The 13,795-nt window shown below is 41.0% G+C and carries 12 protein-coding genes; 4 read left to right on the forward strand and 8 right to left on the reverse strand.

Features of this window, described 5'->3' with window-relative positions; genetic code table 11:
• Window positions 1-84 precede the first annotated feature (84 nt).
• From C1E24_RS05690 to C1E24_RS05705, 4 genes are read left to right on the forward strand one after another with little or no spacing between them, the layout of a single operon-like run.
• On the forward strand, window positions 85-471 hold the full coding sequence (locus C1E24_RS05690; RefSeq protein WP_138479548.1) for a thiol-disulfide oxidoreductase DCC family protein: 387 nt from the start codon (window positions 85-87) through the stop codon (window positions 469-471).
• Window positions 452-1,198 (forward strand): SDR family NAD(P)-dependent oxidoreductase, encoded by a 747-nt coding sequence (locus C1E24_RS05695; protein WP_138479550.1) that lies wholly within the window; start codon window positions 452-454, stop codon window positions 1,196-1,198. Before C1E24_RS05690 ends, C1E24_RS05695 begins: the two co-directional genes overlap by 20 nt.
• Before the next feature lie 3 nt (window positions 1,199-1,201).
• Complete coding sequence (locus C1E24_RS05700; RefSeq protein ID WP_138479552.1) at window positions 1,202-1,840, forward strand: flavin reductase family protein; 639 nt, start codon at window positions 1,202-1,204, stop codon at window positions 1,838-1,840.
• 60 nt (window positions 1,841-1,900) lie between these two features.
• Window positions 1,901-2,626: a tetratricopeptide repeat protein gene (locus tag C1E24_RS05705; RefSeq protein WP_138479553.1), complete on the forward strand. Its 726-nt coding sequence runs from the start codon at window positions 1,901-1,903 to the stop codon at window positions 2,624-2,626.
• 35 nt (window positions 2,627-2,661) lie between these two features.
• Here C1E24_RS05705 and C1E24_RS05710 read toward each other — a convergent pair whose 3' ends face one another.
• The 8 genes from C1E24_RS05710 to C1E24_RS05745 form a co-directional block, all read right to left on the reverse strand.
• Window positions 2,662-4,065 carry a coniferyl aldehyde dehydrogenase gene (locus C1E24_RS05710; RefSeq protein ID WP_240721951.1) on the reverse strand — a complete coding sequence of 468 codons (1,404 nt, stop codon included), beginning with the start codon at window positions 4,063-4,065 and terminating at the stop codon, window positions 2,662-2,664.
• A gap of 64 nt (window positions 4,066-4,129) precedes the next feature.
• Window positions 4,130-5,578 carry an SLC13 family permease gene (locus tag C1E24_RS05715; RefSeq protein ID WP_138479557.1) on the reverse strand — a complete coding sequence of 483 codons (1,449 nt, stop codon included), beginning with the start codon at window positions 5,576-5,578 and terminating at the stop codon, window positions 4,130-4,132.
• A 10-nt stretch (window positions 5,579-5,588) separates the two neighbouring features.
• Window positions 5,589-6,533: a porin gene (locus C1E24_RS05720; RefSeq protein WP_138479559.1), complete on the reverse strand. Its 945-nt coding sequence runs from the start codon at window positions 6,531-6,533 to the stop codon at window positions 5,589-5,591.
• Window positions 6,534-6,699: 166 nt separating this feature from the next.
• Window positions 6,700-8,052, reverse strand: coding sequence for a sigma-54-dependent transcriptional regulator (locus C1E24_RS05725; protein ID WP_138479561.1), 1,353 nt, complete (start codon window positions 8,050-8,052; stop codon window positions 6,700-6,702).
• The gene (locus C1E24_RS05730; protein ID WP_171040799.1) at window positions 8,053-9,810 is read right to left on the reverse strand and encodes a sensor histidine kinase; all 1,758 of its coding nucleotides are present in this window, start codon (window positions 9,808-9,810) and stop codon (window positions 8,053-8,055) included.
• Window positions 9,811-9,823: 13 nt separating this feature from the next.
• The gene (locus C1E24_RS05735; RefSeq protein ID WP_138479565.1) at window positions 9,824-11,272 is read right to left on the reverse strand and encodes an SLC13 family permease; all 1,449 of its coding nucleotides are present in this window, start codon (window positions 11,270-11,272) and stop codon (window positions 9,824-9,826) included.
• 229 nt (window positions 11,273-11,501) lie between these two features.
• Window positions 11,502-12,596: a DUF1513 domain-containing protein gene (locus C1E24_RS05740; protein WP_138479567.1), complete on the reverse strand. Its 1,095-nt coding sequence runs from the start codon at window positions 12,594-12,596 to the stop codon at window positions 11,502-11,504.
• A gap of 12 nt (window positions 12,597-12,608) precedes the next feature.
• Complete coding sequence (locus tag C1E24_RS05745; protein ID WP_138479569.1) at window positions 12,609-13,784, reverse strand: imelysin family protein; 1,176 nt, start codon at window positions 13,782-13,784, stop codon at window positions 12,609-12,611.
• Window positions 13,785-13,795: the final 11 nt, after the last annotated feature.

Below are 13,795 nucleotides of genomic sequence, written 5' to 3' on the forward strand. Positions count from 1 at the left end.
AGAGAATTAAAGGTAGATCGAGTGATCTCAATATGAATTTTAAGCGTAATTTTAACTACTTAATTACCAAGCAGCATAAAGCCAATGCAACTACTCTATGACGGCCAGTGCCCTTTGTGTGCCAAAGAAATGATAAAAATCAAGCAGTTCGACCTTGAGAATAAGCTCACTTTGATCAATGTGCATGATATTCATGAACTCGATTTCAAACGACTTTATCCAAACATAACTAAATCAGATACGCTGAAAATATTACATGGTTACTCTGATGATGGCAGATTATTGCTTGGCTTAGATGCAAACGTACAAGCTTGGCAAACCGTTGGTAAATATCCGTTTTTGAGACTGTTAAGAGTACAACCAATAAAGTGGTTCGCTGACAAGGGCTATTTATTTTTTGCCAAGCATAGATTGAAGATTTCACGGTTTTTAGTAAAAGACGGATGTAACAATGGACAATGCCAAAGATAAATCACTGCATCTTGTTATCGGTGCGAGCAGTAAAATTGCTATAGCTTTTATTAATAAACTGACCGAGCAAAATCCTGATGACTTAGTGGTGAGTTTTAGTCAGAACACATTAAATTTTGACTCTGAAAACATTCATCACTTCACCACAAATTACACTGACGAATCAATTTCTGACTCTGTATCGATTTTTCAAACTGCTTACTTATCTGAATTTGTAAAAATAAAAACCATCACATTTTTTAATGGTCAATTACATTCAGACTTGCATGGCCCAGAAAAGAGCATTCGACAATTTGATCCTGCTTACGCACAGTCGCTGTTCAATTCGAATGTTATCACTCCCATGCTTTGGCTTAAGCATCTCGTTAAATTGCTCAAGCGCTCTGATAAATGCGTTGTTACTGCACTGTCAGCGCGTGTGGGCAGCATCGAAGACAACGGACTCGGTGGTTGGTACAGCTATCGAAGCTCAAAGTCAGCCCTTAATATGATGATGAAAAGCTTTGCAATTGAACTAAAACGTCAAAGCCCTCAAAGTACGGTGTTACTCTTCCATCCAGGGACCACTGACACCCCCCTGTCGAAACCTTTTCAAAAAAATGTACCGGTAGGCAAATTGTTTGAACCCGAGTTTGTCGCTAAGTGCTTATTTAACCAAATCGTTGAATCGAACAGTAACGATTTAATTAATTATCTCGATTGGCAAGGCCAGTCTATACAATGGTGAATTATGTTTTTTAATACCCAGTCTCTCAATGAATTAGAACAAAGATACCGTGCTCATTTGATTAATAGTTTGTCAGGTTTCAAAAGTGCAAATTTATTAGGCACGGTTGATAAAAATGGTCAAGAAAACCTATCTATTGTCAGCTCTGTTTTTCACTTAGGCGCTAATCCAGCCTTATTTGGTATGATCATTCGCCCGCATTCAGTACCAAGACATTCTTTTGAAAACCTATTAGAAACGGGTTTCTATACCCTTAACCATGTGAACGAAGATATAGTCACACAAGCGCACCAAACGTCAGCTCGTTACGAAAAAGAACAATCAGAATTTACTGAAACAGGTTTAACTCCAGAATATTTGAATAACTTTAAAGCGCCGTTCGTCAAAGAGTCTAAAATTAAGATGGGTCTAAAGCTTGTAAGTGAACAGGTAATTGAGCTAAACCAAACTCACTTAGTGATTGGTGAAATGATTTCGCTTCACTGTCCTGATTCAGTCATACAGCCAGATGGTTTTATCGACATAGAAGCGGCAAACACAGTAGCAATAACTGGATTGGACAGTTATCACACTACATGCAAAATCAATCGTTTAAGCTACGCCAAACCTGATTCAAAGCCTAAGTCATTAGTTACACTTTAAGGATTGTTTTTTCTTTGGGTTGCTTTAAACTCAAAAAACCGACCATCAAAGAGAATAACCATGTGGCGTAATAACTTAAAGAAGTTTGCACTCGTCGGCTTAATGAGCGTGTGTTTTACTGCAACTGCAGGATTAGAAGAAGGCATTGAAGCTGCAAATGCAGGTGATTTTGAAAGGGCTTTACAGGAATTTCAGTATTTATCTGATATGAATTATGCCCCTGGCATTTATGAGTTAGCTAAATTACATGAAGGCGGTCATGGTGTTATTAAGAACCCACGTAAAGCAGCAGAGTTATTTCAAAAAGCTGTAAAACTGGGTAGTGCTGATGCTATGTTTTCATTGGCGGTCATGCATGAAGAAGGTCGTGGTGTGAAGCAAGATAAGCAACGTGCTATTGAGTTGTTCACTCAGGCTGCAAACAAAAATCTAGCTGCCGCGCAATTCAACCTTGGTGTGATGTATACCAATGGTGATGGCGTGTTAAAAGACTACGCTGTCGCGATGGACTGGTACGAAAAGGCCGCTGCGAGCAACTACACTTTGGCCATGTTTAATCTCGCCTTAATGTACTATGAAGGTTTAGGTGTTGAGAAAAACATCGAAAAGTCGTTCATCTGGAATACATTGGCTGAATACAATGGCAACCACCAAGCGATGAAAAGCCGAGAGCTTGATGAACAACAGCTTTCCCCTTCTCAGGTTGAAAAAGCGATTGAAAAAGCCAACAAACTTTATTGGCGTATTCAAGAAAAAACCTATTTTCCAGGTTCTAAAATTGACTAATAAAAAAGCGCTAAGGCGCTTTTTTTATATCTACATTATTTCTGCAAGGTTTTCACAAACCATGTAAGCAGTTTTGACCGTGACAGTAGTAATTGCATTCTTGGTTTACCTAAACTGCCGCTTTTAAAAACACTTTTTGCATGGCTAAAAGTCAAAACGCCTTCTTTACCGTGATATTGCCCCATACCTGAAGCGCCTACACCACCAAAAGGTAAATCTTCAACCGCTACATGCAGAAGCACATCATTAATCACTAAACCGCCACACTGTAGCTCTCGCTCAGCACGCTTAATGAGTGACTTATCTTCGGAGAATAAATATGACGCGAGTGGATTTGGGTTTTCTTTAATAACCTTTAAAGCCTCACTAAAACTAGACACTGTTTTTATTGGCAATAGTGGGCCAAAAATTTCTTCACTATTTACCCGAGCTTGATTAGAGGCTTTATCGATGAGATGTAAGCCTAGTTTTCGAGTTTCACTATTCTCACTGTGCGGTTCGCTCCAAACCTCAGCGCCGTTATGCAGTGCATCGCCAATTAATTCGATGAGTCGCTCATACTGTTGCTGATTAATAATTGAGGTTAAAATCTCTGACTTTGCGCCGAGTTTAAATTGTTTTTTATAGTGCTTTTTAATCTCTGCTATCAACTCGGCCTTACATTTCTCGTGAACAAGCAAATAATCAGGTGCAACGCAGATCTGTCCTGCATTGGCGGTTTTACCAAAAACAATACTTTTAGCCGCGTGTTTGATGTCTGCATCGTCCATCACGATAATTGGAGATTTCCCCCCTAGCTCTAAGGTAACTGGCACTAAATTATTTGCGGCGGCACGCATCACATGCTTGCCAATCTCAGTACTTCCTGTAAAAAACAAATGATCAAAAGGGATTGCACTGAAGCTTTTGGCAACCGCAGGCCCCCCTTCCACAACACAGCAATGTTCTGAAAAAGGCTCTAGAACAGTTTTGATAACTTGATTTGTCGCAGGCGTATATTCACTGAGCTTTAACATGACTCGATTACCCGCCGCCAAGGCAGTGAGTACCGGCATCAGAGCTAGCTGTATCGGGTAGTTCCAAGGAGAGATAACACCCACGACACCTTTTGGCACATATTCAACATGGGCTTTTGAAGGCGCAAACTGAATACCGACTTTACGTTTGCTGGGCTTGAGCCAAGATTTTAGATGCTTAATTATATGATCTAGCCCGCCAATCACTGGCATAAAATCCGCCATTTGTGTATCAAACGTGCAGCGATTTCCAAAGTCTTTGTTAGAGGCCGCAATAAAGTCATGCTCGGCTGTAACAAGCTGAGTTCTTATTTTCTTTAATAAAGAAATGCGTGTTTCTACGGATGAATTAGGATGATGCATAAAAGCAACTTTGAGAGATTCAAGTTGCTTTGTCAGTTGGGGATCTATCTCGTATTGCACAACATGGCTCATTTATCGATATTTGAATAAATACACTATAAATGAGCCTGTTAGTTGTTTCAAATTAGAAAGAAAGGACGCTTCTTGCAACGGTCAGTGTTAGTACAGTAATAAGTACAATCGCGACAATATTCAACACAAAGCCTGCACGGATCATATCGCGCATTTTTATCTCGCCAGAGCCAAATACTATGGCATTGGGTGGCGTGGCAACAGGCATCATAAAGGCACAACTCGCTGCTATGGCGGCAGGGATAACCCATACTAATGGCGTGCCCGTAATAGACTCTGCGACAGGACCTAGTAAGGGTAAAAAGCCTGCAGCCGTTGCTGTATTCGACGTGATCTCGGTTAAGAAAGTAATTAACCCAGCCACCAGCAATACACTTACTACCAATGGGATGGTGTCAGCTGAAACCAACAGATTAGCAATGTAAGTCGCCAAACCCGATGATTTAATTTGTGAAGCCAATGTCAAACCACCACCAAACAGTAGTAAAATGCCCCAAGGTACTTTTGCCGCACTATCCCAATCCAAGATACGCTCACCGGTTTTTTTATCAGCGGTGATCACAAACAACAATAGCGCTGCTGCAATCGCAATTGACGTATCTGAGATCTTAAGGCCAGTCCAATCACCCAGTAACGGTCTTAAGATCCAACTTAAGGCAGCGAAAATAAATACTACTAAAACGCCTTTTTCCGCGCGTGACATCTCACCTAATTTATCTAGCTGTTTTTTAAACAGCGATTTGGTATCGACTTCTGCGTCCGAGTTATCAACTTTATAACTGACTTTGGTTAACCAAAACCAAGTAATGAATAACATGGTGACAGATAAAGGTAAGCCTACCGCCATCCAAGTCGCAAAACCAATTTCGATTTGATAACTGTCAGCTAGATAAGCTGCCATCAATGCATTTGGAGGCGTACCTATCAAGGTAGCAATACCACCAATACTCGCTCCATAAGCTATCGAAAGCAGCAGCGCTTTACCAAACGCCTCATTGCTGCTGTCACGCTCCTTAACAAGATGAATAACCGATAATGCAATCGGTAACATCATCACCGCAGTGGCCGTGTTCGACATCCACATAGATAAGAATGCCGTCACTAACATCATAGCTAGAATTTGTACACTTGGCTTCGAGCCCGCATAAAGCATGGTTTTTAAGGCTATACGTTTATGCAAGCCCCATCTTTCCATTGCAATAGAAATTAAAAAGCCACCTAAGAATAAGAAAATAAGCGGGTGCGCATAAGGTGCTGCGACCGATTTAATTGGCGCGATGCCAGCAAGTGGTGATACCACCAAAGGTAACAAAGATGCCGCAGGAATAGGCACGACTTCGCTTACCCACCAAGATGCCAGCCAAAAGGCCAAACCTGCTGTTCGCCAAGCTTCGACACTCATGCCCTCGGGTGGAGACACAAGGCAAGTAAGTAACATTGCCAGTGGTCCTAAAAACAACATGGCATATTTTATTGGATGTGCAGATGAATAATCAGACATACTTTAACCCTTAAAACTTGTACTTCATGCCAACAGCGATTGATGTGTCATCATCTGACTCAAGGTCGAGTTGCGTCACTAATGCATATAAATTGGTTTGCTTATCGAGAATGTAGTCTGTACCAAGTGTCCATTGTGTGGCTTCTTCGGCATGGCGTAACTTACTGCTATCTTTACCTAATTGAATTTTAGGCACCCAACTTCCCGTTTTATAACTTGCACTGACCAAATAGCCTGTGCCAGATTTACTACCATCTAGGTTTTCACTGTCTTGAACAATTGCGCCAAGTTGGAATGCATCAAACTTATACGCCGCAACTACACGTGTCGCAACCAAATTATTCAAGCTATCAGTGTGGCTTAATGAGATATAATAAGGTTTTGCTTTTAAAGCTCGGTCGCCATAAATTGCGGTCGCAGCAAACCCAGTCTCTTCATTTGAAGCATCATCTTTAGGTGCATAGGTGAAAGAGAATGACAGGTCATTATAAGTTTTACTGCTATAAGTGAGGGTATCTCCCAGTCGGTCTTGACCCGGTAAGATTTGTGCAATATCACCTTGGGTTTCGTTAAATTGGTCAACTTTACCTTCGCTATATTTAAAGCGCGTATCGTTACGGCCAACCACCAAGGTTCCCCAGTTGCCTGCCAGACCTACATAGGTGTTACGGGATGAAAATGGCGATTTAGTGTCATCATTTTCAAAGCCTTTTACTTGTACTTCGTATTTAAACACCACTTTAAGAGAATCACTTAATTTGTGATCGCCTTTAATGCCGATACGTGAAAATGGCGCGTCAATTTGCGTGCCTGCTTTGGTATAACGCATTAGCCCTTTATCCGTATCTGCAATTTGAACTTCAGCTTTGCCATACACATTGTAATCGGCTGCAAAAGCGGTGCTTGAAAATGTGGCCATCACACCGAGTGCGATTAGAGTTTTACTTGCTGTCATCTTGTTTTACCTTTGTTATGCTTATTCTCTATTGTTACAAGATGGTTGCCAAAAAGATAAAGGCAATTATTTTCAGACACTTATTAAATTACTCAACAATAAAACTCAAAATAATGTGCGGATTTTCACACACACTTTTACTGCACTTGTCACCAAAGCCACACACTCATTCTGTTTCGGTAAACATAGTACGGGTTAGACCATACTTTGCCATTTTGTCGTATAAGGTTTTACGCGGCAATTGCAACAACGCCATGGCTTCTTTGATACTGCCTTGTGATTGAGAGAGGGCTTCTTCAATTAATGATTGCTCAAAGTAACTGACCTTTTCTTGTAAGCTCAGTGACTCATCAGTTTGCGAGACTTGCTCTAAATCTTTAAGAGCCAATGCTTTACCCAATAAAACCGTTCTTTCAGCGTGGTTTCTAAGCTCTCGTACATTGCCCGGCCAAGGCTTTTCTCTGAGAAGTAAGGCTTGCTCGGGTGTAATAGGTTCAAATGTCTTATGAAAACGGGTCGCCGCAATGGAGCAAAAATGCTTATACAACAGTGGAATATCTGCTTTTCTTTGACGCAGTGCAGGTATGGGCACTTTAAGTAAATTCAAACGGTAATAGAGGTCGGCCCTGAATTGCTGCGTATCAACTAAAGTTTGTAGGTCTACTTTTGTCGCTGCAATGACTCTGACATCTAAATCAATTGGCGTATTTTCACCAACGGGTGTGACTTTACGCTCTTCTAACACCCGTAATAACTTAACTTGTAAGCTAGGCGACATAGCTTCAATTTCATCTAAAAATACAGTGCCACCCTGCGCATATTCAAACTTACCAATACGCGAACTATGTGCTCCCGTATAAGCACCACTTTTTGCACCAAACAATTCACTTTCAATCAGCTCTTCTGGAATGGCACCACAGTTAATGGCAACAAAGTTATGTTTACTGCGATTACTGTGCTCATGAAGGTAACGTGCCACCAGCTCCTTACCTGTGCCAGTTTCTCCCTCAATTAATACATCAGTTGGGGTATCTAACACTGCATCAAGCAATTGCAGCATGTCTTGCATGACTTGAGTCTGACCTAAAATTCGCACCCCAGGCCCCGAATGTTGTTTAACACTTTGCTTTAGCTCGCGGTTTTCAAGCACCAAAGCGCGCTTTTCAGAGGCTCTGGCAATACAATCTAACAACTTGTCGGTAATTGGTTTTTCAAATAAGTCATAGGCACCTAGGTGCATGGCCTTAACCGCAATGTTCACATCAGCAAACCCCGTTAAGAAAATAACCGGTAACTCGCTGTCGAATTGCTTAACTTGTTCTATAAATTCAAGGCCGTTGAGTTTAGGCATATTGATGTCACTTAACACCACACCATTAAAACGGCGGCTTAATTTACTCAGCGCGGCATTGGCATCGCCATAGCAAAATACCTCATAGCCTTCTAATTCTAGTAGTTGCTTTAAAGCATCACGAATGCTCTTTTCATCATCAATAACAATGACGCTGGAATGACTCATTTAAATTCTCTTCTCATTCGAAAGTGGCTCTGAACCGATTGATGTTTGCAGTGTAAGGATAAAGCTCGCGCCTATATCTGAATTATTTTCAGCGCTCAGCTCACCTTTGAAGGAGTGTATAATTTGTTTAGAAATAGACAAACCTAAGCCCAAACCATTACCCGATTTAGTGGTGAAGAAAGGCTCAAAAATACTCTCAAGGGTATGCGACTCAATACCTGTGCCTGTATCAGATATCTTAATTGATAATTGACCTGCATCGGTATAGTTAGAGATTGTTAGTTTTTTTACTTCAACGTCTTGCATCGCATGACACGCATTTGAAAGCAGGTTTACGATCACTTGTTCACATAAAATTGGGTCAACCCATACGGCTATGTCGTCTAATTCAAGGCTCAACTTTATATCATGTTTTTTAAGCTCAGGACCTATGATAATTAACGCATTAGCAAATAAGTCCTTAAGTTTATGCAGTGCCAATTTTGGTTTTTGAGATTTACTAAAATGCTTAAGTTGCGCAACGATTGTATGGGTACGTTTTATTAGCGCTTCAATCAACAATAAGTTTTCTTGGACTTTTTCAAACTGACCTTTGAGCAATAAACGCTTGCTACTGGCCAAATAGGCACTCATCGCCGTAAGCGGTTGACTGATCTCATGGTTAATTCCGGCACTGAGTTGACCTATGGTTGCCAATTTCGTAGCGCGCAGCAAAGCTTGTTGTGTTTCAAGTAGCTGCTCAGAGCGGGCATTAATTTGCGCTTCCAAACTTCTTTGAGTAAAGAGTAGCTGTTTGTAGCCTGCCAGCTTAACTAAAATGATTTCAAAGATTATAAGCAATGCCAGCAATAGTACTGAGCTTAGTGCCAAGCGGCTCCATTGATTGGCTGTCACATCATCAATAGCAGAAAATAAATATAATGACGCATTAAGTGAATCAAGGGGCTTTTTAGCATACACAAAGTGTTTGGCTAAACGCCCCTCTGTCGAAATTTGTAACTGTTCTGTTTGCTCGTCAAAACGCCAAGGCTGCGTGTTGATGTCACGTCCTGAGAATTGCCGTGAAGCATCAAATTCGGCAATGTCAGTTTGGCTTAACGGCTTAGTTGAGATTAATCGCCATTTTTCTTGATCGGACATCAATACAATGCCTGATTTATCCATCAAGATAAAACTATGCTGATGCCCAGTATCTAGGCTGTCACGAACATCTTCAAAATGACTGGCGTTAACCTTAACGACAATAACGCCTTTCACCTCACCTTTTTGCTCTATTACCTGAGAAATATAAATGCCTCGTGCACCTGAGCGCAGCCCAACTGCAAAATCTATCGCACTATCCTTTTCAAGCGCTTCATAAAAGTATTTTCGAAATGCAAAGTTACTCCCTATGTAACTATGCGGTGTTTGCCAGTTACTACTGGCAGTCACCCATCCTTGCTCATTCAACACATACACATCTGACGCGCCACTGGCAATTTGAATATCTGCAAGGTATTCATTGAGCGGCTTTAAATCATGACTTGTTTTGTTATCTAGTAAATCCAACATATGCGTGTTTTGTCGCACTAAATTTGGAATTGAAGTAAAACGCGCAAGTTCTGAGGTGAAATATTGATGAAGCTTTTCTAGATTTTCAGTGCTGTTTTGACGAGTCTGTTTGAGATCGTATTGCACGCCAACATGATAGATGGCGCACAACCCGATAATTAACCCCAAAAAATAGACACAAAGTTTAGTCGAAAGTTTTTGCTGCAAAAGTCTGCCTGTTTTAGTAACCAAATACCCAAGAGCCGAGGGTCATAGTTAACAAGGTTATAAGCAATACTGCAATGATATTCATCATAAAGCCGGCTTTTACCATGTCTTTTATCTTTATCTCGCCGGAACCAAATACAATGGCATTTGGCGGTGTTGCTACTGGCATCATAAATGCGCAACTCGCAGCAATCGCTGCTGGTATCACCCAGATCAGTGGTGTGCCTGCAATTTGCTCTGCAACAGGGCCAAGTAAAGGCAAGAAGCCTGCGGCTGTGGCGGTATTAGATGTGATCTCAGTTAAAAAGCAAATTAATGTCGCGACCACTAACACACCTAAAATAAGCGGGATTGCAGATGCGCCAGCCAGCATATCCGCAATATATTGCGCCAGGCCAGAGCTTTTAATTTGAGCGGCAAGCGCAAGCCCCCCACCGAATAGTAGTAAAATACCCCAAGGTACAGCTTGCGCTGCGTCCCAGTCCATCACCTTGGTTTTATTATCTTTCTTTGCAGGCAAAACAAAAAGCAATAACGCCGCAATAATAGCAATACCTGTATCTGTGATATTTAATCCTGTCCAACTTGCTAAATAAGGTCTTAACACCCAGCTCACCGCAGCAAAAACAAACACAAACAGAACGTTTTTCTCGGCGAGTGTCATTCTACCAAGATCATCAACTTGTTTTTGAAACAGCGTGTTTAACTGGGCATTATTACCAACTTGTTTTACGTTAAAAGCAAATCGAGTCAGCCAATACCAACAAATAACAATCATAGTAAATACGAATGGCACAGCGAACATCATCCACTGAGCAAAGCCGATTTTGATTTGATGATTTTCCCAGAGATAAGCGGCCATCAGTGCATTTGGCGCAGTCCCTATGATGGTCCCTACTCCACCTATACTCGCACTGTAAGCAATCGCCAATAGCAGCGCCTTACCGTAATTATCACAACTACTATTGTTTTCTCGTAAAACATAGATAACTGACAAGGCAATCGGCAACATCATCAGGGTTGTTGCTGTGTTATTGATCCACATTGATAAAAAGCCACTGACCATCATCATGGCTAAGATCTGGTATTTTGGATTATTACCACTTTTCAGCATGGTGATCAGGGCAATTCGTTTATGTAAATGCCACTTTTCCATCGCAATAGAAATTAAAAAGCCGCCTAAAAATAGAAAAATAAGTGGATGAGAGTACACACTCGTCACTGATTTTATATCGTTAATACCCGCCAATGGCACAGCAATGATGGGCACTAATGAGGTCACAGGAATAGGCACAACCTCACTCACCCACCACACACCCAACCACAGTGCTAAACCTGCGGTTTTCCAAGCGACGTCAGGCATACCAGATGGCGTATCAATTAAAAAGGTTGATAAAAAAATGGCTGGTCCGAGTAATAAATAAAAATAGTGGAAGAGTGTTTTATTGTTATCTGAAATCATATTCGTACATTACTTTATTGTTATATCCGCTGTTTGGCGCTTTTTTAAACCTGAACTAAGGTTACTTAGTAATTAAGGAGTGAGTATGAATGAGAGGGTTTTGAACGACAAGACGCAACTAAAAAAAAGAGGGCTCTAAAAGAGAAAATGCGCTTTCAGTCGTTAATAACTGAAAACGCAGCAAATTTTACCTGTGCTTAAAATGAAATTTTTTAAGCTTTATAAAATTTTAAGCCATAAAACTGATCAAGTGATTATCCCATCGGATCTGATGTTGATTAATCGCATTTAACGCTTTGTCTACACCAACCAAATTACCGCGCCCTGTTGTTGCGATAAATGTAGTTTTGCTACTCGCAACGCCAGCAGTATCATCCAGCGTTAATAAAGACTTTAATTCTAGCGTGCTTCTATCCCAAATACTTACCACGCCCCCGCGAGGAGAAGTGACAGCCAGCTCATTTTGGTCATTAACCGAAAGGCTCGCAATGTACTGTTTAAAACGCATCCATTCTTTATCAGTTGCTTGCATCGGCTGGATCTGTTCACCGATTCGATGACCATAAATAAGCGGATTCACCTGATAAACAGCGCCTTGATACTGACAACCAAAGTAAACGGTATCATCATTCGCCACACACAAGTGTCTAATACTTAAATGCTTGTCGCGTAACTGGTGTTTAGCAATAAGTTCACCATTTAGCGTATTGATATAACTTAAGTTCGGTTGCATGGTGTCTAGATTCAGCTTTTCTCTCGATTTAGCTGGATGAGTATGAATGCCGCCATTAGCAATCACCAAAGTTTGATTATCACTTAACAGTGCAAGTTGATGTGGTCCTACTCCGTGACTTGAAAACTGCCGAACAATAGAAAAATCTTTAGTCTCACGAACGGTGATTAAACCATCTCGCTCTGTCATATGTTCATCGAAGTAGTTTTCTGTGGTGAACAATAAACTTTCGTCAGCATTTAATACACCATGCCCAAAAAAGTGATGCTGAGGCTGGGCATTAATTTCTTGAACCACCAACTTAGATGCGACATCAATAACGTGCAACTTAACGCCGGGCCTTCTAGCAAAGGCGATTATTCTATTTTGCGATTTAATATAGGCTAAATCGTGGGCGCGTTCAGAGATTTCAACGCGTCCATGTAGATGACCTTGCTCATCAAACCAACCAACATAATGTCGGTTGGCTTTATCTGTGAACGCACTCGCAAACAAGGTTTTCGCCGATACAGAACACGCCGATAACCATGGCATTAGTGTCGAACATGCACTTAATGCTATCGCGCCCTTTATAAAACTACGTCGATTCATAACGCCACCCTATTAGTCACCATCGTTGGTATTAAAACCAGGCGCTAAGTCGGTTACTTGTACAAAATCAGATGCCATAAGCGCACGCAACTCTGTGATCGAAGTACGAACAGCAGTCAGTTTTTCTCTGCCTGCCTCTGTTGCGATTAAATCAGCCAGAGTTTCGTTTTCAAGCGCTTCTAGGGCCGAATGAACCGCTTTGAAGTGTAAAGCAATTTCATTTTTAACGTCTTCTCGGTCATGTAACTCAACTAATAAATCGTCAAAGCCAAACTCAGTCGCACCATTAAACTGCTGCTCTAAAGCGGTGATGTTAATTTTAATGTTATTCACAGACACATGTGCGAACGGACTTTCTAATAATTCTGGGTTACCAGGTGATGATGTATCTAGCGTTGCTTTTAGTTTTTCATCATTGATAATTTCCAGGTATTCAAACCAGAAAGTTAAATACTTTTCGATAGCGCCTTTATGCCCACTAAAACTCCCCGTTCCAGCCTTGAATTGTTCGCCATACTCACCTTGCCACTGTGTAACCACTTCATCCATCAGTGTTACAGTGTTATTTGCAATCACATTTAAATATGCACAGCGTTGCCCTTGGTTTTGAGATGAAAGAAATGCATTGCCTTCATCTTGATTAAAGACCACATATTCAAATGCAGGCAGACCTTGTAGTTGGTGTTTTGAACTTGGAAAGCCATCTGTAAATGTTTCACCCTCTATCAAAATCGACTCAACATCATTGCCTAATTTAGTTGCTTCAATTGGCATATATTGAATTTGTGAGTAAATATAGGTGTCTGATATAGGCCCAAACTTAATGGTACGTGCTACCTGCCAAGCACTATTGGCTTTGCGCCAAGCGTTTTGCAAGCTAGTTAAGTCTGCTTCTGTAAATTCTGATTTTTCACACACTTCACTTGTTGTATTTTGCAGGGCTTCGCTTTCGGTCAGCATAAGTTGATAACTCGGTAAGATCACATCATCTACTAATACTGATGTTATTTTTTCAAGCGCTTGTGTTTCAGTCAAAGCATTCGAGTTATCTGTTGACCCACTTCCTTGATCTGTTGTTGGCGATGTCGTAGGTGTTTGTTCGTTTGAGCCCCCACCACCACAACCTGATAATAAAAGGCTTAGCACGACTGCAATTGTTGTTGGCATTAAAGTGTTGATTGTTTTCATTGTTTATCCGG

This window comes from Pseudoalteromonas phenolica (assembly GCF_005876835.1).
Taxonomy (GTDB): domain Bacteria; phylum Pseudomonadota; class Gammaproteobacteria; order Enterobacterales; family Alteromonadaceae; genus Pseudoalteromonas; species Pseudoalteromonas phenolica_B.

Bases quoted from the DNA above. Each gene is read 5' to 3' on its own strand.
- C1E24_RS05725 (WP_138479561.1), bottom strand. From the start codon at position 8,052: ATGAGTCATTCCAGCGTCATTGTTATTGATGATGAAAAGAGCATTCGT.
- C1E24_RS05695 (WP_138479550.1), top strand. From the start codon at position 452: ATGGACAATGCCAAAGATAAATCACTGCATCTTGTTATCGGTGCGAGC.
- C1E24_RS05690 (WP_138479548.1), top strand. From the start codon at position 85: ATGCAACTACTCTATGACGGCCAGTGCCCTTTGTGTGCCAAAGAAATG.
- C1E24_RS05740 (WP_138479567.1), bottom strand. From the start codon at position 12,596: ATGAATCGACGTAGTTTTATAAAGGGCGCGATAGCATTAAGTGCATGT.
- C1E24_RS05735 (WP_138479565.1), bottom strand. From the start codon at position 11,272: ATGATTTCAGATAACAATAAAACACTCTTCCACTATTTTTATTTATTA.
- C1E24_RS05705 (WP_138479553.1), top strand. From the start codon at position 1,901: ATGTGGCGTAATAACTTAAAGAAGTTTGCACTCGTCGGCTTAATGAGC.
- C1E24_RS05715 (WP_138479557.1), bottom strand. From the start codon at position 5,578: ATGTCTGATTATTCATCTGCACATCCAATAAAATATGCCATGTTGTTT.
- C1E24_RS05700 (WP_138479552.1), top strand. From the start codon at position 1,202: ATGTTTTTTAATACCCAGTCTCTCAATGAATTAGAACAAAGATACCGT.
- C1E24_RS05720 (WP_138479559.1), bottom strand. From the start codon at position 6,533: ATGACAGCAAGTAAAACTCTAATCGCACTCGGTGTGATGGCCACATTT.
- C1E24_RS05745 (WP_138479569.1), bottom strand. From the start codon at position 13,784: ATGAAAACAATCAACACTTTAATGCCAACAACAATTGCAGTCGTGCTA.